The sequence below is a fragment of the Comamonas testosteroni TK102 genome (assembly GCF_000739375.1).
Classification (GTDB): domain Bacteria; phylum Pseudomonadota; class Gammaproteobacteria; order Burkholderiales; family Burkholderiaceae_C; genus Comamonas; species Comamonas brasiliensis.
Genome location: NZ_CP006704.1, coordinates 2165676 through 2191352, shown reverse-complemented (window position 1 = coordinate 2191352; position 25677 = coordinate 2165676). Strand labels below are relative to the sequence as shown.

The window sequence follows — 25677 nt, the reverse complement described above, 5'->3', positions numbered from 1 at the left end:
GTCAATCTCAGAGCAGCGCTGGCCAAGGGCCAAGCCGCGCGGACAGCCGACCGTTGTCCAGTGAGAACGCCAGCGGCAGGTCTATGGCATGCGCGAGCGCCAGGGCCAGTGCAAGTCCCAACCCGGCGTGGTGCGCCGTGCCACCTTCGGAATCCTTGCGCCAGAAGCGAAGGCCGAATTGATCCAGATCGGATGCCAGCAAATTGGGAGCTGTGTTGACGATGGTCAACATCCAGCCGGAAGCTTCGCGCTCCAGCCCGCATTGAATGTCGTCGCCTTCGGGCGCGTATTCAATGGCATTGCGCAAGAGGTTGGAGACGATGCGTTCGATCACGCCCTGATCACTTTGCACCCATGCCGATTCAGGCAAAGTCACGCGGATGGGTGACTTGGGTGCCATTTGCTGGACGTTAAGTCCCGCCAGCAACTCTCGCAGCAAAGCAGTTAGATCCAGAGGATCCAGCGCCATTGTGTGTTGGCCGGACTCAAGTCGCGCCAACAACAGCAGAGTGTCCACACTGCGCTGCATGCGTGAACTGGCCTGGATCATTGCATTCAGGGCGCGCTGGATTCGGGCCGGGTCGGCATCGATCAAAGCGCTTTCTGCGCTGATGCGGATTTCCGCCAGGGGCGTGCGCAACTCGTGGGCCACATCGCGGGAGAAGCGGCGCTCGCGGACAATGGCCACATACAGGTGATGCAAGCCCTGATTGAAGGCTTCGGCAAATGGACGCAGTTCACGGGGAAAGTCCGCTCCGATCCGCGCAATCGGCCGATCCGAACGCAGATCGGCCAGTTGCTCGCCGACCCGCTCCAGCATGACCACGATATGCCGAACCATGAGCAGCGCCAGGCCCGTCGCTAGCAGCGTTGCCAGCACAATACCGCCCAAGAGCGCAAAGTGGATGCGCCGCTCGGTTTGATCCCAATCCCGGCGTTCTGTTGCGACGACTAATAGCTGAGACCTCTCTCCAGTTACCGACACGCGCGTCGCCAGCGCGCGGCCCGCGTGGCCATCCGGAAGTGTCACGTCGTAATAGCGCGGGGTGCCTTGCTCCACCGGGCCAAGCGATAGCTCGGCGCCTGCACTGCTGGGAGAGCGTAGCAAGGCCCGGTGGGTCTGCGAATCGAAGACCGTGAAGAACTCGGTATGCCCGCCAGGCTCATATTCCGGCATGAGGCTTTCGAGCTTTCTCGCATCCAACTCCTGCAGCACGCGCCCCACCGCCGCTGATCGTTGCATCAGGGTGGTATCCATCCGTCGATAGATTTCGTGGTCAATCCAGTAGTCGAGGACGGGAAACAGGATCGCGAAGGTTCCTCCAATGCAGATCACCAAGCTGGCAGCCAGCCGCCGCTGCAAGGACCAGGATCCGCCTTGACTCGCATCAGAAAGGGCTTCGGAATCGGGACGTACCATCGTTCAGGGCAGGATGTAGCCGAAGCCACGGCGTGTCACGATCAGTTCATCCAGGCCGCACAGGGCAAGCTTGGTTCGCAAGGTGCTGACGATCACCTCTACCACTTTGTCCGATGCATCGCTGCGGCTGTCGTACAAATGTTCAAAAATCTGCGAGCGCGACAGCGTGGCGCCGCGCCGACGCAGCAGCAAGTCGAGCAGTCCATACTCCTTCGGCGTGAGCCCAAGATCAATGCACTTGAACCTCGCGATGCGCGAGCGCGGATCGACCTCCAGATCGCCGTGGCGCAGAACTGGAACGTCCCGTTGCGGCGGACGCCGTACTAGCGCCCGCAGGCGAGCCAGCAGTTCGGCTAGCTCGAAGGGTTTTGTCAGGTAGTCATCGGCACCCGCATCCAAGGCCCGCACCCGGTCGTCGAGCAGTTCGCGCGCGGAGAGCACCAACACCGGTGCGGCATGGGCCTCCCGGCCCAATGCGCGCAACACGCCAAAGCCGTCCAGCCGGGGCAGCATCAAGTCCAGAATGATGGCGTCGTACCGGTAGCTGGCAAGAAACTTCAGCGCGGACACGCCATCGGCTGCTGTATCGCAGGCATAGCCTTCCGACTGAAGGCTCTGGCTCAGGGCTTCGGCCAGCGTTTGCGAGTCTTCCACGATCAATACGCGCATGTGCTTTCTTCCATTCAGCGCATCTCGAAAAGCTCCTGGTGGAACGCCTCCGGCTCCAGCCCCTGGGCCAGCAGGTCGGCGCGCAACGCGCGGCCGAAGGCCGTGGGGCCGCAGAACCAGACGCTGGCGTCTTTCCAACCCGGCACCATGGCACGCAGGCGTTCACCCGTCAGGCGACCGTTCTGCTTGTCGATGAGCAAGTGCAGCACAACGCCGGCCGCCTGGCTGTCGGCGCGCAGTTTCTCGATGGCCTGCGGATCAACGTCGCTCGTAGGATGAAACAAATCGACCGGGCGTGCGTCTTGGCCTTTATGCTGCGCCAAATACTTCATGCGCGCAATGAATGGCGTGATACCGATGCCGGCGCCGATCCAGATCTGGCGGGCCTTCTCGTCGTCGAAAGTGAAGCAGCCGTAAGGCCCCTCGACCGTTACCTGGTCGCCTACCCGTAGGCGCTCAGGCAGCCGGCGGGTGTGGTCGCCCAGCGCCTTGGTGATGAAGGTAATGCGCCGGTCTTCCGGCACCCAGGCTGAGGCTAGCGTGTAGGGGTGCGGGCCTTCTTTCGGGTTGGACATGGCGAAGGCAAACTGTCCGGGCCGGTGGCCGGGCCAGCCCGGGTCCATCCGCAGGGTGGTTTCCAGCACGTTCAGCGCAGGGTAGGTCTGCAGCGATTCGATGACACCGTGCGCGGTGCGCTGCGCACCGACTCGGCCCAGCAGCACCCACACCGCCGATACCGTGCCGCTCGCCAGCAGCATAGCCAAAGCCCAGCCCACGGGCTGGGCCCAGTAGGAGAACTGCACCAACACCAAGGTGTGGAAGGCCAGCACCAAGTAGATCGCTGCCATCCAGTGGTGCGTCTTGGCGAACAGCCGGTAGGGAAAGCGCTTAACCAAAGCCAGCACCAGTAGCACGGCGACGGCGTAGAAGGCCCATTCGCCCAAGTCCTCGGCCAGTCCACGCCAGCCACGCAGCGCCGATTCAATGGAGCCCATTGAATCAGCCGTTGCGCGGGGCTTGCGCGCGGGGCGCGTCAGCCAGCCCCAGCCTACGGCCCATTTAGTACCCTGCGCCCACAGCCAGTGTACTGTTGCAGCGGCCAGAGCAGCGATGCCGAGCCACTTGTGCAGGCGGTATATCTTGTCCAGTCCGTTCAAGCTGGGCTCCAGCCACGCCGGGCGCGTGGCCAACATCATCGCCACGGACATCGCGCCGATGGCCAGTACGCCGCTGTATTGAATCCATACCGTTCGCAGGGCGAAGTAGTTGGACTGTGCAGGCCAGAGCGTATCGGTAAAAAGCCATAAAGCGCTCAATGCCAGCGCAAAAAACCAGAACGTCCAAATTATTCTCTTCATCGTGGATTTGCCCCAAATTCTGCGGAAGGCGCATGCGGCACTGGTCGGAAACCATCAATCCATATACGCGATAGCGTGCCTTTGAATGTGGCCGTGTATCCGAAATTACAGATAATTCTAATTTTGACATCCCAACCTTTGGTAACGCTTTGGATTGATCACCCATCTATGGATAAAATCTAATTTTGCCCACCGGCTTGTGGCTTTACCTTGACTCAAGAAATGGTTGGCCCCCGATGCCGCCCAATCTCCCAGGACGCCCCGCCGCCGCGAACCGTCGCGGAAAGCTGCTGCCCCAATCGCTGTTCGATCACCGGCTTCCACGGCACCAGCGAGAAGCCCATGCCGTCATCAAGCATCGCGTAGCGCCCGCTGGCGAGCATGACGCTGCGCCGGTAGATGCCGGCCACGCGCTGCCCGTCGGCCACGGGCCGATGCTCCAGGCCCGTTTCGCCTGCAATGTCCTTCGCGGCCTGCGCCAGCTCCCGGTTGCGCAGCGTGCCCAGCAGGTTGCGCGCCAGGATCACGCGCTGCCCGCGCCGCTCGGCCAACCCCTGTTCGGCCAGGAAGTCGGTGCGCTGCTGCATGGCCTGTTTGGCCTCGCCGCCAAAGCCCAGGTCGCCCAGGCCCGAGCCGCCGCCGATCAGTTGCTGGTCGAGCCAGGTGGCCCCGATCACGCGGGCCTGCCGCTCGATGGGCAGGTGCGATTTCAGTTCCACGGCCACGCTTCCCAGGCGCTGCGCGTCGTACTGACGGCCACGCTCGGGCAGATCGTCCGGCACCTTCCATAGACCTTCGGCCACACGCTCCACGATGCCGGCGCGGCGCAAGGCTTCCAGTCGGCGGACATGGGCCGCGACGACTTCCTGCGGATCGCGGCCGGGCACGGCCTGCCCCTGGGCGATGGCGAGGTGATGGTCGGTACGGTACAAGCCATCGCTCGCCAGCGCGGCGATGTTCTTGTCCGCCGCGCGCACGTCGGCCGATCCTTTCACCTCCACCACGGCGCCGCTGGGATAGTTCGCCAGCTCGTCGCGGGCATTGAGCGCGACGTAGTGGGCCTTGCCGTCCACGCCGTCGATGACCAGATAGCCCCGGTCGCGCAGTTCGTCGGCCAGCCCCTTCGCGGCTACGCGGCCGAGAATAGTTCGGCCATCGTCGCCCGGCTCGAACACCGCCAGCTCGCGCGGCTGGCCGCTCATGGCCCGCTGGATGGTGCGGATGATGTCTCCACGCTCGCCCAGGGCGCGCAAGGTCTTCTCGGCATCGGCATGGACGGCCCAACTGCCGGGCTGCGTCTCGTCGACCAGGCCCAGGTGCTGCAAGCGTTGCAGGCGGCTGATCAGCAGCAGGCGCTGGCGTTGCAACGTCGGTTCGTTGAAGCGTTCGATCTGTACCCGGCCATCCTCGCCGGCCTCGCGTTTCAACGTGCGATCCAGGCTAGTCCACCGCTCTTGCTCCACCTCGCGCTGCAAGGTCTGCTGGATCTCCAGCTCGGTGCGTGGCCCCAGCCATTCGGTCGCCAGCTCGGCGGCGCGATGACGAAAACCATCAGTGATGTAGTCGCCCGCGATGATGAGGTCTTTGCCGGTGTCGTCGCGCCCGCGCACGATCAGGTGGGTGTGCGGGTTGTCGGTATTCCAGTGATCGACCGCCACCCATTCCAGCCGCGTGCCCAGGTCGGCCTCCATGCGTCCCATCAGGTGCCGCGTGTAGGTGCGCAGGTCTTCCAGCTCGGCCCCTTCCTCGGGCGAAACGATGAAGCGAAAGTGGTGCCGATCATCGGCGCAGCGCTCCTTGAATGCGTTCAGATCAGCTTCGTCGGTCTGCGGCCCATAGGCCCGACCCGGTTCGCCGTCGCGGCCCACGCCGTCGCGCTCGATGTAGCGCAGGTGCTTGGCGAGCGACTGCGGGCTGGCTTGGCGCTGGTTGACCAGCAGCGTCTTGATGGTCACGCGCCGCGACATGGGCGTGAGCTTCGCTCCGGCGAAGCGCGCCGCCGTGTGGCCGCGTCCCAGGCGCGATCCGGGCCGCTGGCCGGTGCCCTTGCCACTGCCGCCAGGACGGCGCACCGTGGACTTGCCGCCGCTGGCCTTGCCTGCCTGCTGGAGCACCTTGGATACGAAGCCCTGGCCCCGGTTCTTCGGTGCGCTGGGGCGGATGCGGAAATCATCGTCGCGGCGGTTGGTCATGCCTGCGCTCCCTGCAAACTCTGGCGTGTCCGGGCGTGCGAAGCACGCGGACATGCCTGTATCGGTGCGTGCCTCACGCCCCAAGCGGCACGGCGGCAAAGCCGCTGCGTGCCTCGCCCCCCCCACGTGCAGACTGGCTTTGCGGGCCGACAGGTGCCGCCCCCTTTTGTCTTGCCTTCCGCCTTTGCCCCTCGCTGGCGCTCCGGGCAGCGGCGGCCCGGCGGCGCTGCTGCGCGAGCAGCCAGCGCGCCGGCGAACGCGGACACGGCCGCAGGCCGGGCGCGTTCGAGGCAAGACGCCTGCACGTTGGATGGCTGCGCCGAAGGCAACGCGAAGTGCGGCGCGAATGCGCTCGCACTGCACGCGCGACGACACGGCGACGAACGGCAGAACGACACGCCCGATGGCACGATGAGATGCACGGCGACGTGCAGCGAGTCGGCGGCCATCATGGGCGGGACTCCAGCCAGACCGGATGCGCGACGCCGATCACGGCGGATGCGCTGACCGGCCCGAAATACCGGCTGTCGAACGATGCAGGGTTGGTCACACTGAGCAAGAACAGTTCGCCGGGTTCAAGGCGGCGGCATTGCTGCCAGGATGGCAGAGGCCGGCCCCAGCGGTCGGCAGGCAGCACGGCGGCCGAAGGCACGCCGTCGATGCGGACAATGTCGCCAGCGATGCACACTTCCTGCGGCGCGACGGCGCCCACGCGCTTGAGCAGCGGCAGGCGCGCCGGCAGGTAGCCGCGCTGCGCGGCCAGCGCGGCGGCATCTGGCGGCAGCGTGGTCAGGACGATGCTGCCCACGGACAAAGGACGTGGCAGCGAGTCGGTGCCGTGGCCCTGCGGATCGACGCGATACCAGCCGACCGCCACGCTGTCGGACGGGTTGTAGATCAGGCGCGGCAGCGGATGCACGAAGGACGCCCAGGCCAGCGCAGCGAGGCCGCAGGCGGACAGGCCCGCCAGCACGATGCGAGCGCGCAGGCGCGAGTGAGGACGCGGCGGAATGCCCGCTGCACCGGCAACGGCGGATGGAAGCGTCATGGCAGGGCCCTCCCGGTCAGCCAGGCGGCGTGCCGCTCGGCGGTGTATTCGGGCAGCGGCAGGCGCGCAGCGAGCCGGTTGGCGAGCGTGCGCCAGTACGCGGGCGAGGCACCGACAGGTGCGATGCCCAGCGCCTCGATGGCGTCGATGCGCTCCAGCACGGCGCGCACCTGATTCTCGCCCTCGGCGTGCAGCAGCAGGCGTGCGCCCGGCTGCACGCCGGGAATGCGCTGCGCCGCATCGAGCGGCGTGCAAGCCTGCATCACCATGAGCTGCCAGCGGATCGTGCCGTAGTCGTTGGCCTGCCAGCGGATGCGGCACAACATCGCGCCCGGCAGGAACACGGCGCAGCGCCGCCAGCGGTCGAGCTGGTGCGTGCGCGCAGGTTCGCCGAAGCGCAGGTAGAGCTTGAAGCGCGGTTCGATGTAGGCCAGTGCCACGCGCGTCAGCGGCGCCCTGGCAGGATGGCCGGAAGGAGCTGCGAGCGCAGCCGTAGCCGCGCCAGCGGCAGGCGAAGCGGATGCGGTCATGGGGTGTTCTCCCTGCGATGCTCGGGAAACTCCCGCTCCAGCAGGCCCCGCAGCAGATCGGCCACGGTCACGCCTTGCGTGAAGGCCGACACCTTGATGCGCGCGCGCAGCGCGGGCGTGATGTCGAGGGTCAGGCGGGCGGTGTAGAGGTCGCCCTTGTTGAGCGCATCGGCGTCGCCTTGGCGAATCCACGCCTCGGCGTGCGGATTCGCGGGCGGACGCGCGCCGATGCCGACGCGCTTTGCCGTGCGTCTGCTGTTCGGTGGCGGCTTCTCGGTCATGTCGGCCACCGCAGCAGTTCGTCCACCAGCGCGGTGATTTCACGCGCGGCGGCGCTGTCCGGCGCCGTCTCGCGTGCGAGCCGACCGGCGGCCACGCTGTCGGCGAAGACGATGCGCTGGCGAACCTCGGCGCGCAGCGCCGGCAGCGGTTGGTCGGCCAGCGACTGCCGCGCCTCGCGCCCGATGATCGTGGTGCTGACGCGCCGGTTGATGACGAAGGCCGCGCGCAGCGCAGGCCGGAACACCTGGGCCTCGCGGATCAGCGCCACCATCTCGGCGCTGGCCCACAGGTCGTAGGGGCTGGGTTGCACGGGGATCAGCACGCGCTCGGCCGCCAGCAGCGCGGAGCGCGCCAGTGCCGCGATGCGTGGCGGGCCGTCGATGACGACGTGATCGGCCCGCCTGGCGAGTTCTGGTGCTTCCTGATGCAGCGTTTCGCGTGCCAGGCCCACGGCGCTGAACAACCTTGGCAAACCCTGCTGGCTTCTGCGCTGTGTCCAGTCCAGCGATGAACCCTGCGGGTCGGCGTCCAGCAGGACGACGTGCTGGCCGCGCATCGCCAGCTCGCCGGCGATGTGTGTGGCGAGCGTGGTCTTGCCCACGCCGCCTTTCTGGTTGAGCAGAGCGACGATCATGGCGCGGCCCTCCATGCTGGAAAGCCTTGCATTGATCGGCCTGCAAAACCTGTCGGCTGGTGGCTGGTTTTGCCTGCCGTTTGTGGCCGCGTGGTGGTTGTCCACCGCAGCGGCGTTTCCCTACTAAAAGTTAGAGAAATTAAGTTAGGGAAGTTAGAGGACGCGCAATCCCAATGCTGGCGCGGGTTTGCGGCCGATTTTGTTGCCTGATAGCACGAGGATTCGTTGCCTGATAGCACGATACCTTTGTTGCCTGATAGCACGAGCCCATCCACAGGCTTTGCCGTAGTTATCCCCGTGCCGTTTGCGGCACGGGCCGGAACGTCAGCAGCGGCGAGGAAATCCCGGATACGTACTCGATTCCCAACTGGTAGCCGGGCAAGGTTTGCCGCGCCACCAGCGCCCGCAGGTCGGCGGCGAAGTCGTAGTACCGCGCCACGCTGCCCGATTTGCGATACAGGTGCTGGAAATCGAACTGCCAGCCGCCCGGCTGCCGTCCACCATGCTTGCGCACCAGGCGGTACAGCCATCGCTCGATGCCACCCGTCAGCCGGAAGTACGCCGGGTCGATGGTCAGCACCAGTGCCGCATCCAGCACGCCCCCATAGAACCAGTCCGGCAGGATCAGTTCGATGCCCAGCGGCGTACCGCTGGCATCGGCCAGCTCCTTCCACTCGTTGATCCACGAGAAGCGGTGCAGGCGCCGCCCGGTCGTCTCGCGAATGGACGTGGCCACCGTGGTCGATTGCAGGCGGTCCAAGGCCGCTTTGAGGCGCTGGTAGTCGCGCAGCGACGTACCGCGCCCGATGAAGCGCAGGATCTCGTAGGGCGTTGCCTGCATGAGTCGTGACGCGCGCAGCCCCGCGTCGCGGGCTTCCACGATCTGCGAGGCCGCCCAGATCAGCACGTCCGCGTCCCAGATCGTGGCGATGCCGTGTTCCTGCGTGCCCTCCACGCGGATCGTGATGCCGCTGGCGCGGAAGTCGATCAGCGCCGTGCGCCGCGACTTCGCCAGCGAGAAGAACGGAAAGGCCATCAAATCCTGGCTGTCGCGCGGCGCCATGTCGCCCGGCAGGGCGCGGAACAGATCGAGCTGTTCGCGTTCCTGCGAGGGTTTGGACATGGCGAAGCCCACCCGCGCACCGCCGATCAGCGCGCACGGCTGTCCGCCGCATGGTGCTCGGCGTACTCGGGATCGGAAGTGGTCTCGAAGCTGCGGTCGGCCGCCCAGGCATCGAGGTCGGCCACGGCGTACATGACGCGCCGGCCGAACTTGCGAAAGCGCGGGCCGCCGCCGATCACGCGCTGCTTCTCCAGCGTGCGCGGCGACAGCCGCAGGTACTCGGCGGCTTCGTCGTTGGTGAGATAACGCTGCGGCTGCGCGGCAGCGGTCGAGACAGTGGCGGCAGGCCGCAAGGGAGCGGGACGCATGGTGTGAACCTCCATCGGTTTTGAAGCTCCGGCCACACAGCGCAACCGGATGGAGGCAGTCTCAGAAAACGAAGCTCTCCTGCTCAGGGACGTTTTGCGTCCCCTTCAAAACGTCCCTTCTCAAACGGCGGAAGCTGTGCTAGTCGGCGGTAGCCGCCGCGCATCAACGCATCGCCGCGCCGTGCCAGACGCCGCACGCGGGCGCGCAGGTCGCCATCGGCGTGCCAGTCAGCGGCCACGGTATCTGCACCGAACAGTCCTTCGGCCACCTCGCGCAAGGACGCGCCCGCCAGGGTCGCGTCAAGCGCCTGTAGGGTGTGCAACTCCAGCAGCGCGGCAGGCGTTGGCCTGGGCTTGGTATCGGCCAGGGCTGCGCCAGGCACATGACCGCGCGCAGGTGCGGTAGCGCCGCCGCGATGGGCATAGGCCACGGCCATGCCGTCTTCCAGGCCATGCGCCAGCACGAAGCGCAGGCACTGGCCGGGGCGGAGCGCGATCAGCGCCAGCCCTTTGCCGTCATGCAGCAGCTGCTTGTGGCCGGGGATACGCCAGAACGCGAAGGTCACAGCGTCGGACGGCGGATCGGCATCGGGATAGAGCTGCACCACGCCGGCATGGCCGGGCAGCCAAGCCGGATGCGCGTCGCGCGCATCCAAGGCCGGGTCTTCCAACAGGCGCAAGCCCCAGCGATGCGCCGCCTGCTGTGCGGCTTGTGGCCGGCGATGCTGGCGCAGCCAGTCGAGCCGGTAATCGGGATGACGGCGCAGGTACTCCCAGGCCAGCGCGAGCGCATCCAGCCACAAGACGTAGAGGTAGGCGGCGGTGGGATACCAGTGCGCAAGATGGTGAGGATCGACCATGACGAAAGCTCCTGTCGAATTCAGGAACGCCGCCACGGCGAGAAACGCGGAGCTATCGCATCAAGGTCAAAACATCATCAGAATCGGGGCAGGCTGTAACCATTGGTAGTCAAGACCGATGGGCTCCGGTGCATTGCGAAATCCGTCCGAATGCGACGGCCGCATGAGCCAAAAAATGTCACGGCGGCACAAAACACCATGCCGCAAGCCGCGTGAAAGATCGTGACTTTTTCAAGCAGAAGCGCAGGGCTTGGATGCATGAGTGCCAATTGAGACTTGGCGAGTCTGGAATAAGACTGAAATAGTCTCAATACGCCCGGTTTCGCCGGTGCGTGGGCGGTTCAATCGACGATGGAACCGTTCTCTTGCGCCAGCCGCAGATATTCCGACAGCGGGCGCACCGCCTGGAAATACCGATCCCGCATCACGGGCAACTTGTTCGGCCCGACGATGGACGCGAGGTCGGACAGCTTCACGCGGCCCAGCTCGGGCATGCTGATTCCCAGGTCGATCAGGCCGTAGGCCGTATCGCCGTCAGTGGGATCGAGCGCGGTGAGCAGCCAGGTGGCGTGCGCGTCGGGCGTGAACAGCCGCACGACCGGCAACGGGTCGTTCGGTTCGCCAGTGGCAGCAAGCCACCCGTTCACCAGCAGCGCGGCGCGCTGTTCATCGGTGACAAGGGGAGCGTTCATCACGGTATTCCTGCTTCAACATGGGAGTGCCCAGCCGGTTTTGCGTTTCCACGTCGAAGCGCGGAGGCGTATTCCACCCAAGCCGTGGAAGTACGGAAGCGCAAAAGCGGAATTGTAGAAATCTGGAAAGACACGATGGCGGTTCTCCGGTTTTGGCGGAATCCGCAAAAGCGGATTTCCGTAAAAGCACGAATACGGCCAATGGCATGAAAGAGTTAAAGATAACGTGGTTTTAATTGTGCTGCGACTTGACGCTTCTGTCCATGCAGAAGCGATCCGTTCAGCGCGGCCGACCGGCCGGCTCCACCACCCATGACGCCGAGTTGGCTCACGCCTTCGGCGCGGCGGTGCGTGCGCTGCGGATGGAGCGCGGCATCGCGCAGGAATCACTGGCGCACCTGGCTGGCGTCGAGCGTTCCCACATGGGCAAGGTCGAGCGCGGCGAGCACATGCCCACGCTGGCCATCATCTTCAAGATCGCCAGCGCGCTTGAATGCAGCACGGCGGTGCTGATGACCGCGACGGAAGGCCAGCTCACAGCGGCGCAGCCGTAGGCGCTGGCCGGGCCGATCCGGCGCACGCCGGTTCGGCGGCATCGAGGGGCGCCAAGCCCTGCGCGGCGGGGATAGCCCGCAGGGCTTTCCCCCGGAGGCAAGCGGAGCGCGCAGCGCCGCAGGCGCGAAGGCGTGAGGGATTGGAGCCGAATGGCCGTGACGGCGAAGTCGGCACGGGGCGCAGCCCGAAAAGCCCGGCGGTGCAAGGCACCGACACGCCCGGCCATTCCTGCAGCCTCAGACTCACCACATCCAGACAGAAGCAGCCCAACAGTGAGAGCACGCTCCCGCAATGATTGGGCTTCCATGCAGCGCTGCGAAAGCAGCACAGCGCCCCGCCGCAGTGGGCGGGGCGTTGCGGCCGTCAGGCCGCCTGGGGCTTGCTGCGCGACCAGATCAGCGTGTGCGTGCCGTCCTCTTCCTCGATCAGCCGGGCATAGACCGTTGCCGGGAACGAAGGATCGTCGAGGGTCACGGACACGTAGGGCCGCTCGGCCTTGCTGACTTTCTTCCACGCCGCGCCGATGTCGAAGCCCGCCGCCTGCACGCGGTAATCGGGGGCGTGTTCGTTGCCCCCCTTGTCATTGGGAACCAGCTTGGCCTTGACGTTGAGGGTCAGGGTGCGCAGCGCGCCGGTGAAGCCGTCTTTGTCCGCGGTGAAGGTGCCGATGGTTGCCATGATGAATCTCCTTACGGTTGAACAAGGTTCGCGCCCATCGCGTCGTTGTTGTGATCCGGACGGCGGGGGACGGGCTGGCTGCACCGCTTGCGGCCGCAACGCAGTGGAGGGCCGGGAGGCGACAACAATTTGTCCCGCGAGGAATGCGCCGAACGCAGTGACAAAGCAGGGGAAACTGTTTTCGCCGGACGGTTGCAGCCATGAAGCCCGAGGCGCAGCCGCGCCACCGCCAGGATTCACAACAACACAAGGACGCCTTGGGCCGCCCCCTCCCAATCCGAAAGGAGACATGGCCGACTCGGCATCCCTGCGCAAAGGTTTCACCGGCACGCCCCCTGACATGAAGCCAAGGCCCATCCCCAACGACAGGAGGAATGCGCCCCTGCACCTTGCGGCGGCCCTGCTGCAAGCGCGGTGCGGAAGCTCCCCACAAGGCCGGGCGGCGTGTCCGTGAACCATCCTTCGTGACACACGCAGACAACGAACTGCCAGCGTCGGGGACGGCACGCTTTCGTACAACCTGCCGCAGCAAGCCCAAGCGCATCAGCCACGCCATGTCCGCTGCGACGGGGCGCTGGCCGGGCCGATCCGGCGCAGCCGGTTCGGCGGCATCGAGGGGCGCCAAGCATCGCGCGGCGGGGATAGCCCGCAGGGCTTTCCCCTGGAGGCAAGCGCAGTGCGCAGCGCCGCAGGCGCGAAGGCGTGAGGGATTGAAGCCGAATGGCCGTGACGGCAAAGACGGCACGGGGCGCAGCCCGAAAGCCCGGCGGCGCATTGCGCCGACACGCTCTACCATGATGGGCATGAACAGCGATGGCCCAAAACCAGGGAGCACCGATGGAAGAAAAGTTCATCCATGAGTTCTTCAAGCGATACCAGGACTTCTTCCGCCAAGGCCTGAAAAACGAAGCGGACATGGAGCAAGTCGCCTCGTCCTATGCCACAGCTTTCATCGCTGCCTCGCCGGCCGGTGTCATGGCCGGCCAGAACGACAAGCAACTGAAACAGGTCATGAGCCAAGGATTCGAGCGTTACCGCCAGCTCGGCAAAAAGGATATGGTTCTGCGCGGTGTTCGCATCGACCCCATCGACGAACACCATTGCCTTGCACACGTCGCCTGGACGGCGACCTATGACCGGGGCGCAACCTCGGACGTGTCCATCGACTTCGACGTTCACTACCTCGTGCAGCAGCTTGACGGCGAACCCAAGATATTCGGCTGGGTATCAGGCGATGAACAGGCGCTGTTGAGGCAGCACGGCATCGTCTGACGCCGCCGCGAAGGCGGCGGCGCTCTGAACCGGCTGTTGGCCTTCAACACCGGGCGCGGCCACTGCCGCGCCCGGATTTTTGAATCCACCGGCCCCAGCGCGAAACGCTGGGGCCAGTGCCGGCGTCATTCCTTCGTCTCGATGAGCCACCACACGGCACGCGGCAAGGTGCGGCCCGTGATGGGATGAATGTCGGTGAGGTCAGCGCGGGCCGTCCAGCCCGAAGGCGGATGGTAGCCGCGCACGTCGCCTGCGCCGTGCCAGCGGCGGGCGCGCACCGTGCCGGGGCCATAGATCGCCACCATGCGCGGGGGGGGGTCGTGGTATGGTTCATGGAGCTTCTCCTTCCTGCGAAGCGCCCCGGTTGAAGCCGGGGCGCTTGCCTTCGGCGCGGGTCAAGCGGCCAGCGCCACGGCGGGTTCATCCGCCATTGCCTCGGCATCCTGCGGGGCGTCCTGCTCCGGGCCTTCTTCCTGCGCGCTTTCCTGCGCTGCCTGCTGCGGGCCTTCGGCCTTGAAGATGGCGGGCATCCAGCCCGTGCCATCCGCCAGCCGTTCGGCCTCGCTGGCAATGTCGGCCTTCTTCAACTTCGCCAGCCGGGTGACGTGCTCCGGCGCGTACTCGCCCACGGCATCCAGAATCACGGCCTTGGAAACGTGCTTGAAGTAGCCTTCTGCGGTCGGCGTCCACCATGCGGCCATGTCGAAGCCCACGGCCTGCGCCAGTTCCCCGCCGGGCTGGCGCTGCGTGGTGCGAAGCGTTACCACGTCCACCGTGGAGGCCACGCATACCGCCAGCAGCCGCACCAGTTCATCTTGCGGCTTCGCCAGCAGCGCGGCGAACAGTTCGGCGCTGTCCTCCGGCAAGGCTTCGCCCACCACCTGTTGCAGTTCGCGCAGCGCCACGGCCGCAGGGGATTCCGGCCAGTCCGGGGCCATGCCTTCCAGCCGGTCTTGCACTTTCAGGCTTACTCCCAGCGGTAAGCCGTGGCCGTAGTGGCGTTCCTGCAAGACGGTCTGCACCATGCTATGCACCACAGCAGCCAACGCGGTTTGCGGATGCCGGGCGACTTCGATCTGCAGCGCGGCGGTACGGTGGGCGCTCAACCGCTGCGCCAGCCGATCGGACATGGCGGCGGTCTTGGGCTGCTCGTCGTCCTCAGTTTCGTTGCCGCTCTCGGCTTCGCCTTCCACGCTGCCGAAACCTTGGCGCAGCTTCTCCAGCGTGCGAAGTGCTTTCGCTTCCGCTTCGCGCAGCAGCCCACGATGAACCACGGCCTCACCGTTGCGGTCGATGGTGACGATGGCACCGGCTGCGGCCTTCACGCTCGGGGCATACCCTTGCAAACCATCTTCCATTGCCTGCAACTGCTCGCCCAAGGCTTCTCCTTCCTCCTGCAAGGCGTCTGCCTTGTCCTCGTCCTCGGCGTCCATTGCGGCATCCACCGCTTCGCCAGTTCGTGCATCTTGGCTTGCAGCTTTTCGATGCGCTGCGCCTCACGCTTGTTCGGCTCGCGCCGTTCCCTCGGCGCACGCTGAAAAGCGTGCAGATCGGTATGGGTCACGCCCGGCGTGGCATCCACCCATGCCCAACCCTCGGCGCGGACAGCGGCGGCGATGCCTGCCAGCCGGTCTTGCGCCAGCCGTTCCAACAGCGCGGCGTCGGCGAGATACACGCCCGTATCGCCTTCCGCGAACAGGTCACGGCGCACGCCACCGCCTGCGGCCTCGTAGGTGTCCAGCCCGACGAAGCGCACCAGCGGATGCCGGTAGGCGTCGATTTCCCGCTCGGTCAGGCGTTCGCGCAGCGCGGAGGGGCCGCGCTGCCATGTCGGCGCGTCGTAGAAGGCGCTTTCCTGCGCGGCGTGGTCGTCGGTGATGGACAGCGCCATCAACTGGTCAAGGCTCACGGCATCGGCCCGATAGTCGGCCATCAAGCGCGGCGAAACATTCGCCAGCTTCAAGCGGCGCTGCACCACCAGCGGCGTGACGGAGAAATCCGCCGCAATGTCCTCGATGGGGCGGCCTTCGGCCACCAGCGCCGCGAAGGCTTCAAACTGGTCTGCCGGGTGCATGGCTTCGCGCTGCACGTTCTCGGTGAGACTGGCGGTGCGGGCCGTGCCATCGGCCACCAGCAGGCAAGGCACCGCCCACTCCTTCGGGATGCGGTGTTTCTTCGCCAGCAGCTTGAGGGCTGCGAGGCGACGGCCACCGGCCACGACTTCGTAATGCTCGCCATCGGCGGATGCAATCACGATCAGATTTTGCAGCAAGCCCACGCGCTGAATGCTCGCGGCCAGTTCGTGGATGGACATGTGCGGGGTCTTGCGCACATTGCGACCCGTGGGGCGCAGCACCAGCCGCGACAGCGGAACCAGAATCAGGTTCTTGGTCGGGTCGGCGGCTTCCAGCGCAGGGGCTTGGATGGCACGGGCTTCGGTTTGGGTAACGGCGTTCATGGTGTATCTCCAGTCAAGTGAAACAAAGGAATGGAGGGGAACCGCCCCTCCGGCGGGGGAACGGCTCAAGCCTTGAGCTGGCGCATGCCATCGGCCAGCAGCCACAGGGCGCGATTGAGGCGCACATCGGAATCAATGCCCTGCACGGGGCGGGTGCGCTGGCGGCGTCCGTTGGCGCTGCGGCCATGCAATCCGCCCTTGGTCAAGTTCTCCTGCGTGCGGTTGAACACGCTCCACAGGTCGGGACGGCGGTCGTCGAACCGGCGCGGTATCAAGATTTGCGATTCGGTGATGGGCGCGGGCTTGTCCGGGTCGTCGTACTTGAGGGAAAGCGCGGCGCGGGCGAACACTTCGGATTCGCCATCGTCCAAGGTGATGCCGCGCATCAGGTCGCGGGATTCCTTCACGCGCTCGAAGCCGCTCAACACCTCGAAAGCGCCTTCGATAACGGAACCGGCCACGTCGCCTTTGTGGGGTACGCGCACGTCCGCCACGGTGTCGCCGCAAACAAGGCCATTGCTGCACACGAAACGGAACATTCCGGCCAGCATCTGATAGCTGCTGGTGCCGTCGTGCGAGTTCAGCAGCACGATTTCGTTAGCCTCTGCGCCGTTGATCTGGCTGGCGTGGCGCAGGCGAATCATGTGTTTGGTGTGTTCGCGCTTGCCTTCATCGCGCACGCGGGTCTGCGTCACCATGAAGGGCTGAAACCCCTCCTTGCGCAGCTCGGTCAGCACGGCTGCGGTGGGGATGTAGCTGTACCGCTCGGAACGGCTTTCATGTGGCGCGTCCGCGAAGATGGACGGGGCCACCCTACGAATCTGGTCATCGGACAGCGGGTAGTCGCTGCGCAATGCTGGGGAGTGGGAAGCGAAACGGGTTGCAAGCATGTCTTTCTCCTGACTTGGCTGTTGAAGAAACCGCACACCGGATTCCTAGATTCGGAGCCCAGCCTTTCGGCTGTTCGGTGCGGTCGGCACGAAGAACCCGGTTGGCCCTGTTGCCACCGTCTTTCCTGAGTTCATCGCCCGCGACGGTCAGGAGCGCGCGGACGGGGGCCGTCAAGGAGACAAGCGCAGGGTGGGTGCGGCCCGCAGGCGCAGCCGAGGACACGGCCCTGCGCGCCTTGACGGCACACGGGCGCGGGCTACAGTCGCGGACAAGGTGATGAGGTCAGGGAAGACGGCTGGACATGGCAACGGCCCTCTACATGCCGACCGCACGGCAAGCGAAGCGCGCAGGCCCGAAGCTGGAAGCCGGGCCGGAGGCGTCAGCCGAGCGGAGCGAGGGAACGATGGAAGCCCGTCAGGGGGCGAGATGCCGCAGGCGGCTCGATGCGCTACGCGCACGACAGCGCGACCGGCCATCTCCCAGGTGGCCGGGGACGCCCGGACTTCAAAGACGAAGGAACGACAGAATCAGGACGAGCACACGCAAGGCATCGTGGGCCTGATGCGGCTGCTGTCTGGCCGATCCGGCGCAGCCGGGTCGGCGGTGTTCAGGGGCGCCAAGCCTGCGCGGCGGGGATAGCCCGCAGGGCTTTCCCCTGGAGGCAAGCGAAGCGCGCAGCGCCTCGCCAGGGGCGCGAAGGCACCGGCACCAGGCGTAGCAGAAAAAAAGTGCGTCGCTCCCGAAGGAATGACGCACCGAAGGCAGCACGGCGAGATCAGTTCGCCGCTGGCGCCGTCATTGACTGCAAGTGGTCGATCACGCCAGGCTCCACGAACACGCAGGCCTGCTCATCCGCGATCGGCACATTGAACACCTGGGCGAACACTGTGCGCCGCAGATGGGCCAGCCGCCCCGTCCGGTACGCCTGCTCGGGCTTCATGCGCCCGTCGGCCTGCGAGCCGCTGCGCTGCGGATCACATTCGACCAATGCGACAAAGCCGTCATCGGCCAGCTTCTGGTGCTCGGGACACAGCCCCCAGCCCGTCTTCGTGTGATGCTCCATGCTCGCGCGCAGGCGGCGGTCCAACAGGATGCTGCCCGTCTCGAAGGCCGCGCCGCAGACCAGGCAAATGTGCTGTTCGATGGAAACGTGTGATTTGTCGCTCATGATGAACTCCGGTTACTCGGGCGGAATTGCCCGGAACCGTCGCCAGCACGGCGCAGCGCAAGCGGTCAAAGATCGAAGACGGCCACCAGGCCGCAAGCGTGCAAGCACGCGCAGTCATTGACGGCGAGAACGCCGTGATACGGTGAAGGGAACAGCAAGACCGCCCACACCCCGCCCCCTACACATGCCTGCCTTTGGCAAGCGAAGCGCGCAGGCCCGAGAGGGCCGGAGGCGTCAGGGATCAAAGCCGAATGGCCGCGACTCGGAACGAGGCGCGGGGCGCAGCCCGCGAGCCCGACGGCGGTACGCCGAGACGCCATCAACGGTTTGCCGTGCCCCAGCCATCACTCAGCTACACCAAAAATTTAGAGATAAATATTTCAATATCTGTAGCGTATGATTCATTGGATGTGGTCCATCCTGATCGTCACGCTCCCCACCCAGCCCAACGCCGTGCGCCTGCGCATCTGGCGCGCCCTCAAGGCGCTGGGCTGCGCCGCCCTGCGCGATGGCGCCTACCTGCTGCCCGATAAACACGCGGCGGCGCTGGAGTCCCTGGCCACCGAGGTCCGGGAGCACGGCGGCACGGCCTCTGTCCTGATCCTGTCGCCGCGCGACGAGGCGCAACGCGCCGAGGTGCTGGCCCAGTTCGACCGGACCGAGGCCTACGCGCAATGGCGCGACACTGCCACAGCGCTCCAGGCCGAACTCGAGAAGCTGGGCGAAACCGAGACACGGCGCCGCCTGCGCGGCGTGGCGGATGCCCTGCAGACGCTGCGACGCATCGACTACTACCCCGGCCCCGCCGCGCAGCAGGCCGACTCGGACCTCCTGGCGCTGCGGCGCGCTTTCGACAACCATTTCTCCAAGGGCGAGCCACAGCCGCGCGCCGACGATGGCATCGAGCGGCTCGACCCCGCCAAGTTCAAAGGCAAGGCCTGGGCGACCCGGGCAAGGCCCTGGGTGGACCGGCTGGCCTGCGCCTGGCTGGTCCGGCGCTTCATCGATCCCAAGGCCAAGTTCACCTGGCTGAGCGATGCCAGGAAGGCGCCGCGCGGCGTCATCGGCTTCGACTACGACGGCGCCCGCTTCACCCACGTCGGCGCACGCGTGACCTTCGAGGTGATGGCCGCGAGCTTCGGCCTGGACGCTGATCCGAAGCTGCAGCGCATCGCCGGGGCCGTGCATTACCTCGACGTCGGCGGCATTCCTGTGGCCGAAGCGGCTGGGCTGGAAGCCGTGCTCGACGGCCTGCGCGAAGTGCATGCCGACGACGATCGACTGGTCCTCGCCGCATCCGCGGTCTTCGATGCGCTCTACGCGGCGCCGGGAGCCTCTTCATGAGTGCCGTTCTCCAACGCCCGCAGCAGCAAGATGCAGCGCCCGCGCCCGTGAGTTTTCGGGAGGCCTTCTGGTTCTGGCTCAAGCTCGGCTTCATCAGCTTCGGCGGGCCGGCCGGGCAGATCGCGATCATGCACACCGAACTGGTGGAGCAGCGGCGCTGGATCAGCGAGAAGCGCTTCCTGCATGCGCTGAACTACTGCATGCTGCTGCCCGGCCCGGAGGCGCAGCAGCTCGCCACCTACATCGGCTGGCTGATGCACCGCACCTGGGGCGGCATCGTGGCCGGCGCACTGTTCGTGCTGCCCTCGCTGTTCATCCTGATCGCGCTGTCGTGGATCTACCTGCGCTTTGGCGACGTGCCGGTGGTGGCGGGCATCTTCTACGGCATCAAGCCGGCCGTCACGGCGCTGGTGCTGCATGCCGCGCACCGCATCGGCAGCCGGGCGCTCAAGAACGGCTGGATGTGGGGCATCGCGGCGCTGGCCTTCGTTGCGATCTTCGCTTTCGGCACACCCTTCCCGGCAATCGTCCTGGCCGCCGCGTTGATCGGCTACTTCGGTGCCCGTTGGGCGCCGGGCGTGTTCGCACTCGGCGGCGGCCATGGCGGTGCCCAGCAAGGCTATGGCCCGGCCCTGATCGACGACGACACGCCGACGCCGGCGCACGCGCGCTTCTCGCGCAGCCACCTGGCCAAGGTTCTCGCCGCCGGGTTGGGGCTGTGGGCGCTCGCGATGGGTACGCTCGTCGCGGTACAGGGGCTGCAGGGCACGCTGACCCAGATGGGCTGGTTCTTCACCAAGGCCGCACTGATGACCTTCGGCGGCGCCTACGCGGTGCTGCCCTACGTGTACCAGGGCGCGGTGGAGCATCACCAGTGGCTCTCGGGCGCGCAGATGATCGACGGTCTGGCCTTGGGCGAGACCACCCCGGGGCCGCTGATCATGGTGGTGGCCTTCGTCGGCTTCGTCGGCGGCTGGCTCAAGCAGGTGCTTGGCCCCGATGCGCTGTTTCTCGGCGGCGCACTGGCCGCTGCCGTGGTGACCTTCTTCACCTTCCTGCCGTCCTTCGTCTTCATCCTGGCGGGCGGCCCGGCCATCGAGGCCACGCACGGCAAACTCGGCTTCACCGCACCGCTGTCGGCGATCACGGCGGCCGTCGTGGGCGTGATCCTCAACCTGGCGTTGTTCTTCGCGTACCACGTGTTGTGGCCTCAGGGCTTCAGCGGCGCATTCGACTGGCTTTCGGCCCTGATCGCACTGGGCGCCGCGGTGGCCCTGTTCCGTTTCAAGCTGGGCGTGATGCCACTGCTGGGTGCGTGCGCAGTGATCGGCCTCGCGGCCACCTTGGCGCGTCCGCTGGTAGCTTGAGCCCTATGTGGCGGCCAAACGGGCGCTTGAGCGTGCACCGAGACATGCTTTCGCATTTCGATCCAGCCCGTTCAAGGTCATTCTGAGCAAATGTCAGTGCTCGTGTCGATGGTGCGCATCCGGCACATGCGGGTGCACATGCACCATCGGCTCGTGTACGTGGGCATGGCTGTGCGTGCCTACAGGCATGGGATCGTGCGCGTGGTCATGGTGGCCGTCGCCGTGGCTGTGTGCGTGCTCGTGTTCCAGCCGCTCATGTGCATGCTCGTGTCCGTGCGACTCCGCCAGGTGCAGCACTACCCCCAGCACCATCAGCAGGCCCCCCACCGCCATGATCCACGTGCCGCTGCGGTCTCCCAGGGCCATGGCGATCGCGGCGCCGATGAAGGGTGCAAACGCAAACACCGACCCCGTGCGCGCCGCGCCGAAGGCCCGCTGGGCCAGCAGGTAAAAGCGCAGGCTCAGGCCGTAGCCCGTGGCACCCACGGCCATCAGGCTCAGGGCCGCGCCCAGCGTCGGCAACGGATCCCCCGCCAAAACGGCCAGTAGGGCCGTGGCCGAAGTCCCCAGGACGGCCTTGCCCAGCACCACCTGGCCGGGATCACGCTCGGCCAGCGCGCGCGACAAGGTGTTGTCCGTGCCCCAGGCCATCGTGGCGACGAGCACGGCGAGCAACCCCCAAAGCTGGCTGCCGCCCTCGCGCCCCTGATCGAGCACCAGGGCCAGGCCTCCGGCCAGCAGCAGGAGCATGGCGGCCCAGACACGCCGGTCCATGGTCTCGCCATACAGCAGCCGTGCCAGCAACGCGGTGAACAGGGCTTCGAGGGTCAGCATCAGCGAAGCGCCTGTGCCGCTGGTGTGCTGCAAACCCCAGGCCAGCGCGACCGGCCCCAGGACCGCCCCAAAGGCGGCCATGGCCAGCAGGCGCGGAAAGTCGCCGCGCACCAGCCGCGCTTCCTTGTCCACCCGCTGACGCGAGAGCAGGCCAACGATGGCTGCGCCTGCGTAAAGCAGCGCCGCCGTCGAGAACGCACCCACGCCCGCGCCGATGCGCTGCACCAGCGGCGTACTGATGCCAAACAGGGCTGCGGCCAGCAAGGCCAACAGGCCGCCCCGCAGGGCGGGCCAAGGCATGGAAGCGTGTTTCATGGTGCGCCAGCGTACCCTTGGTGCGTTACTTGACCGTAAAGCGAACGGTCACGGTCTTCTTGTCGGCGGTCTGCAACGCAGCCACAGCCTTGGCACCCTTGCCCAGCTTCACGCCCTTGGCCTCCAGCTTGTTGCCACCGGCGGGTTTGAGGTCGGCCTCGGACTTGTCCGCACCATTGAGCACGGTCAGCTTGCCACTCACGCCGGCGGTGTCGTAGTCCTTGCCGTGGTCGATGACATACAGCGTCGCGCCATCGGCGGCGGCCACCAGCTCGAACGACAGGTCGCTGGCGGTTCGCACGATGCCGCCATGCTGTGGCTTGGCATCGCCATGCGCGAAGACAGTGGGAGCAGCCAGCAGAGAAGCCGCGCACAAGGCAGAAGCCGCCAGCAGGCGCAGGGAGGCAGGTTTGAAGTTCATCGGATCATCCTTTCAGGGTGCAGCGCGCTTGCAAAAAAGGCGGCGCCGCAAAGCCTTGTCGAAACAGCATTCAGGCGGGGTGTGCGTCACCCCGCATCAGTACGCCTCCTGCGGCACTGGCACCTGGCCTGCGGCCTCCGGCTCCGCCTGCAGCAGCCGCTCGGTGGGCTTGCGACCCAGCAGCCAATACAGCACGGGCGTGAGCAACGTATCCAGCACGGTCGAGCTGACCAGCCCACCGAAGATCACCACCGCCACCGGGTGCAGGATTTCCTTGCCGGGCGCATCGGCGGCCAGCAGCAGCGGCGTCAGCGCAAAGGCGGCCACCAAGGCCGTCATCAGCACCGGCGTCAGCCGCTCCAGCGAGCCGCGCACGATCATCGGCATGCCAAAGGTCTCCCCCTCGAACTTGCACAGATTGATGTAGTGGCTGATCTTCAGGATGCCGTTGCGCGTGGCGATGCCCGCCAGGGTGATGAAGCCCACCATCGAGGCCACAGACAGGCTCACGCCCGCGATCCACATCGCCACCACGCTGCCGATCAGCGCCAACGGGATGTTGGCCATCACGATGCCGGCCAGCACCGCCGAGCGGTAGCGCGCGTACAGCACCAGGAAGATCATCGCCAGCGAGACCAGCGACAACGCGCCGATCAACTGCGCCGCCTGCTCCTGGGCCTGGAACTGGCCCTCCAGGCTGATGAAGTAGCCCGGCGGCAACGGTGTCTCGCCGATGGCCTGGCGGATCTGCGCGACGATGGCGCTCATGTCGCGGCCATCGGTGTTGGCATAGACCACGATGCGCCGGCGTCCGTTCTCGCGGCCGATCTGGTTGGGGCCGTCTTCTTCCGCCACCGTGGCGAAGGCAGAGACCGGCAGACGCCCGGCTGGCGTGTCGATCAGCGTGGCGGCCAGGTCCTGCGGGCTGCGCCGCTGGTCGGGCAGCCGCAGCACCAGGTCGTAGCGGCGCGGGCCGTCCACGATCTCGGCGCTGTGCGCACCGTCGGTCAGCGCTTTCAGCAGCCGCACCGCCTCGCCAGGCGCCAGGCCCGTCTGCGCCAGCTTGCGCGGGTCGATGCGCACGGTGATCTGCGGGATCAGCACCTGCTTTTCTACCGTGAGGTCCACCAGGCCCGGAATGCCGGCCAGGCGGCCGCGCAACTGCTCGGCCAGCCCCCGCAGCGCATCCGTGTCATCGCCGAAGACCTTGAGCGCGATCTGCGCCCGCACGCCCGAGAGCAAATGATCCAGGCGGTGCGAGATCGGCTGGCCGATGGTGGCCTGCGCGGGCAGCAGGGCCAGGCGTTCGCGGATGTGGGCCATGATGGCCTCGCGGCTGCGCGCCGAGGGCTTGAGGTCCACGTCGATCTCGGCCGCATGCACGCCCTCGGCATGCTCGTCCAGCTCGGCGCGGCCGGTGCGCCGGCCCACCTGCCGCACTTCGGGCACCTCGGCGATCAGCCGCTCGGCCTCGGCGCCGATGCGGTTGGCCTGTTCCAGCGAGGTGCCCGGAGAGAGCACGAGCCCGAGAACCAGCGAACCCTCGTTGAACGCGGGCAGGAAAGCGCGCGGGAAGAACGGCACGCTGGCCCCAGCCAGCAGCACCGCCACGGCAGCGCAAGCCACCAGCGCCCTCGCCCGTGGGAAAGACCAAGCCAGCACCCTCGTATCCAGTCGCTTGAGCCACGCGACCAGCGGGCTGTCGCCGTGGTCGATGCGTTTCATGCGCGGCAGCAGGTAGTAGGCCAGTACCGGCGTCACCGTCATCGACACCAGCATGGAGGCCAGGATGGAGACGATGTAGGCCACGCCCAGCGGCGCGAACAAGCGCCCCTCGATGCCCGGCAGCGCGAACAGCGGCACAAACACCAGCACCACGACCAGCGTGGCGTAAACGATGCCCGAGCGCACCTCCACGCTGGCGCGGCGCACCACCTCCAGCACCGACAGCGGATCGTCCGCCGCGCGGTTTTGCTTGAGGCGGCGCAGGATGTTCTCCACGTCCACCACGGCGTCGTCCACCAGTTCGCCGATGGCGATGGCCAGCCCGCCCAGCGTCATCACGTTGATCGACAGGCCAAAGGCGCGGAAGGCCAGCGCCGCCACCGCCAGCGACAGCGGGATGGCCAGCAGCGAGATCAGCGTGGTGCGCGCCGACAGCAGGAAAGCGAACAGGATGACCGCGACCATCACAGCGCCGTCGCGCAGCGCCTCGCCCACGTTGCCCACCGAGGCCCGGATGAAGTCGGCTTGGCGGAATAGCACCTGCGGCTGGGCCAGGCCTTTGGGCAGGCCGGGCACCAGCTCCTGCAGCGCCGCCTCCACGGCAGCGGTGAGCTTCACGGTGTCGGCGCCGGGCTGCTTCTGCACGCTGGCGATCACGGCGGGGCCGCCGTTGTAGCCGCCATCGCCGCGCTTGAGGCCCGGCGCGAAGCCGACCTGCGCCACCTGCTCCAGCAGCACGGGGCGGCCGTCCTTCCAGGCGACGGCCACGCCGGCCAGGTCACCGCCCAGCGCATCACGGTCGGCCGTGCGGCCGACGTGGCGGATCAGGTACTCGCGCCCGTTCAGGTCGATGAAGCCGCCACCCGCATTGGAGGCATAACCCTTCATGGCCTGCTCCACCTGGTTGAGCGAGACGCCGAACTGCGCCATGCGCGCCGTGTCCGGTGCGACGCGCAGCGTGCGCACGTCACCGCCGATCGGAATCACCTGCGACACACCGGGAATGGACAGCAGGCGCGGGCGCAGCACGAAGTCCGCGTACTCGCGCGCCTGCATGGGCGAAGCGCCGTCCTGGGCCTGCGCGGTGATCGGCAGCGCGATCAGCATGATCTCGCCCATGATCGAGGACACGGGTCCCATCGACGGCTCGATGCCGGCGGGCAACTGCGCGCGCGCCAGCGCCAGGCGCTCGGCGACGAGCTGACGGTTGCGGTAGATGTCGGTGCCCCAGTCGAACTCGGCATAGACGATGGACAGGCCCACGCCGGACATCGAGCGCACGCGGGTGACGCCCGGCATGCCGTTGAGCGCGGTCTCCAGCGGGAAGGTGACGAGCTGCTCCACCTCCTGCGGCGCCATGCCGCCGGCCTCCGTCAGCACGGTGACCAGGGGCTTGTCCAGGTTGGGGAACACGTCCACGGGGGTGCGCCAAGCGCTGACGGCGCCCCACACCAGCAGAAAAGCCGCGACGGCGAGCACGAACAGGCGATTGCGCAGGCTGCTGCGCACGATCCAGTTGAACATGGCGTGCTC

The 25677-nt window shown here is 66.7% G+C and carries 24 protein-coding genes and 1 pseudogene; 5 read left to right on the top strand and 20 right to left on the bottom strand.

The genetic code is table 11. The features are described 5' to 3' along the window. Positions 1-7: 7 nt before the first annotated feature. The 8 genes from O987_RS09940 to parA all read right to left on the bottom strand — a co-directional run bounded on the left by O987_RS09940 (position 8) and on the right by parA (position 8133). Positions 8-1336, bottom strand: coding sequence for a sensor histidine kinase (locus tag O987_RS09940; protein ID WP_235214388.1), 1329 nt, complete (start codon positions 1334-1336; stop codon positions 8-10). A gap of 87 nt (positions 1337-1423) precedes the next feature. Further along, positions 1424-2089, bottom strand: a complete 666-nt coding sequence (locus tag O987_RS09935; protein ID WP_003056167.1) for a response regulator transcription factor — start codon at positions 2087-2089, stop codon at positions 1424-1426. Positions 2090-2103: 14 nt separating this feature from the next. Continuing rightward, on the bottom strand, positions 2104-3447 hold the full coding sequence (locus O987_RS09930) for a ferric reductase-like transmembrane domain-containing protein (RefSeq protein ID WP_003056168.1): 1344 nt from the start codon (positions 3445-3447) through the stop codon (positions 2104-2106). A gap of 215 nt (positions 3448-3662) precedes the next feature. Continuing rightward, positions 3663-5639 carry a relaxase/mobilization nuclease domain-containing protein gene (locus O987_RS09925; RefSeq protein ID WP_043371990.1) on the bottom strand — a complete coding sequence of 659 codons (1977 nt, stop codon included), beginning with the start codon at positions 5637-5639 and terminating at the stop codon, positions 3663-3665. A 448-nt stretch (positions 5640-6087) separates the two neighbouring features. Next, positions 6088-6687 carry a S26 family signal peptidase gene (locus O987_RS09920; RefSeq protein WP_043371988.1) on the bottom strand — a complete coding sequence of 200 codons (600 nt, stop codon included), beginning with the start codon at positions 6685-6687 and terminating at the stop codon, positions 6088-6090. Continuing rightward, on the bottom strand, positions 6684-7217 hold the full coding sequence (locus O987_RS09915; protein WP_043371986.1) for a DUF2840 domain-containing protein: 534 nt from the start codon (positions 7215-7217) through the stop codon (positions 6684-6686). The genes O987_RS09920 and O987_RS09915 overlap by 4 nt, the downstream gene beginning before the upstream one ends. Continuing rightward, on the bottom strand, positions 7214-7498 hold the full coding sequence (locus tag O987_RS09910; RefSeq protein WP_043376321.1) for a hypothetical protein: 285 nt from the start codon (positions 7496-7498) through the stop codon (positions 7214-7216). Before O987_RS09910 ends, O987_RS09915 begins: the two co-directional genes overlap by 4 nt. After that, positions 7495-8133, bottom strand: coding sequence for a ParA family partition ATPase (gene parA, locus O987_RS09905; protein WP_043376318.1), 639 nt, complete (start codon positions 8131-8133; stop codon positions 7495-7497). The genes O987_RS09910 and parA overlap by 4 nt, the downstream gene beginning before the upstream one ends. Here parA and O987_RS29650 point away from each other — a divergent pair. Further along, on the top strand, positions 8132-8260 hold the full coding sequence (locus tag O987_RS29650) for a hypothetical protein (RefSeq protein ID WP_255446750.1): 129 nt from the start codon (positions 8132-8134) through the stop codon (positions 8258-8260). The genes parA and O987_RS29650 overlap by 2 nt on opposite strands. A gap of 162 nt (positions 8261-8422) precedes the next feature. On the opposite strand, the gene O987_RS09900 is transcribed toward O987_RS29650, so the two are convergent. From O987_RS09900 to O987_RS09885, 4 genes are all read right to left on the bottom strand, one after another. Continuing rightward, positions 8423-9256 (bottom strand): replication initiator protein A, encoded by an 834-nt coding sequence (locus tag O987_RS09900; RefSeq protein ID WP_043376315.1) that lies wholly within the window; start codon positions 9254-9256, stop codon positions 8423-8425. Between the two features lie 26 nt (positions 9257-9282). Then, positions 9283-9564 (bottom strand): helix-turn-helix transcriptional regulator, encoded by a 282-nt coding sequence (locus tag O987_RS09895; protein WP_043376313.1) that lies wholly within the window; start codon positions 9562-9564, stop codon positions 9283-9285. A gap of 83 nt (positions 9565-9647) precedes the next feature. Next, on the bottom strand, positions 9648-10424 hold the full coding sequence (locus O987_RS09890; RefSeq protein WP_043371984.1) for a DUF2285 domain-containing protein: 777 nt from the start codon (positions 10422-10424) through the stop codon (positions 9648-9650). A 341-nt stretch (positions 10425-10765) separates the two neighbouring features. After that, positions 10766-11116, bottom strand: coding sequence for a DUF2958 domain-containing protein (locus O987_RS09885; protein WP_043371981.1), 351 nt, complete (start codon positions 11114-11116; stop codon positions 10766-10768). A 263-nt stretch (positions 11117-11379) separates the two neighbouring features. Between O987_RS09885 and O987_RS09880 the strand changes: the two genes are divergently transcribed. After that, positions 11380-11670, top strand: a complete 291-nt coding sequence (locus tag O987_RS09880; RefSeq protein WP_043376311.1) for a helix-turn-helix domain-containing protein — start codon at positions 11380-11382, stop codon at positions 11668-11670. 364 nt (positions 11671-12034) lie between these two features. Here O987_RS09880 and O987_RS09875 read toward each other — a convergent pair whose 3' ends face one another. Beyond that, complete coding sequence (locus O987_RS09875; RefSeq protein ID WP_043371979.1) at positions 12035-12349, bottom strand: DUF736 domain-containing protein; 315 nt, start codon at positions 12347-12349, stop codon at positions 12035-12037. Between the two features lie 837 nt (positions 12350-13186). Between O987_RS09875 and O987_RS09870 the strand changes: the two genes are divergently transcribed. Beyond that, complete coding sequence (locus O987_RS09870; RefSeq protein WP_043376309.1) at positions 13187-13621, top strand: hypothetical protein; 435 nt, start codon at positions 13187-13189, stop codon at positions 13619-13621. A 125-nt stretch (positions 13622-13746) separates the two neighbouring features. Here O987_RS09870 and O987_RS09865 read toward each other — a convergent pair whose 3' ends face one another. The 4 genes and pseudogenes from O987_RS09865 to O987_RS09845 all read right to left on the bottom strand — a co-directional run bounded on the left by O987_RS09865 (position 13747) and on the right by O987_RS09845 (position 18138). Then, complete coding sequence (locus O987_RS09865) at positions 13747-13926, bottom strand: hypothetical protein (RefSeq protein ID WP_043371977.1); 180 nt, start codon at positions 13924-13926, stop codon at positions 13747-13749. Positions 13927-14016: 90 nt separating this feature from the next. After that, positions 14017-16079, bottom strand: a pseudogene (locus O987_RS09860) (ParB N-terminal domain-containing protein). 65 nt (positions 16080-16144) lie between these two features. After that, complete coding sequence (locus O987_RS09855; protein ID WP_043371975.1) at positions 16145-16969, bottom strand: DUF932 domain-containing protein; 825 nt, start codon at positions 16967-16969, stop codon at positions 16145-16147. A 776-nt stretch (positions 16970-17745) separates the two neighbouring features. After that, positions 17746-18138, bottom strand: a complete 393-nt coding sequence (locus O987_RS09845) for a hypothetical protein (RefSeq protein WP_043371971.1) — start codon at positions 18136-18138, stop codon at positions 17746-17748. A 408-nt stretch (positions 18139-18546) separates the two neighbouring features. Here O987_RS09845 and O987_RS09840 point away from each other — a divergent pair, with 408 nt between their 5' ends. After that, a complete protein-coding gene (locus O987_RS09840; RefSeq protein ID WP_043371969.1) occupies positions 18547-19482 on the top strand; it encodes a chromate resistance protein ChrB domain-containing protein in 936 nt (311 codons plus the stop codon). After that, the gene (chrA, locus tag O987_RS09835) at positions 19479-20849 is read left to right on the top strand and encodes a chromate efflux transporter (RefSeq protein WP_043371967.1); all 1371 of its coding nucleotides are present in this window, start codon (positions 19479-19481) and stop codon (positions 20847-20849) included. The genes O987_RS09840 and chrA overlap by 4 nt, the downstream gene beginning before the upstream one ends. A 93-nt stretch (positions 20850-20942) precedes the next feature. Here the strand turns inward: chrA and O987_RS09830 are convergent, their stop codons facing one another. From O987_RS09830 to O987_RS09820, 3 genes are all read right to left on the bottom strand, one after another. Continuing rightward, entirely contained in the window at positions 20943-21983 is a 1041-nt protein-coding gene (locus O987_RS09830; protein ID WP_183027933.1) for a DMT family transporter, read from the bottom strand. Between the two features lie 40 nt (positions 21984-22023). After that, positions 22024-22419, bottom strand: coding sequence for a hypothetical protein (locus O987_RS09825; RefSeq protein ID WP_179954928.1), 396 nt, complete (start codon positions 22417-22419; stop codon positions 22024-22026). Between the two features lie 96 nt (positions 22420-22515). Then, complete coding sequence (locus O987_RS09820) at positions 22516-25668, bottom strand: efflux RND transporter permease subunit (protein ID WP_043371962.1); 3153 nt, start codon at positions 25666-25668, stop codon at positions 22516-22518. Positions 25669-25677: the final 9 nt, after the last annotated feature.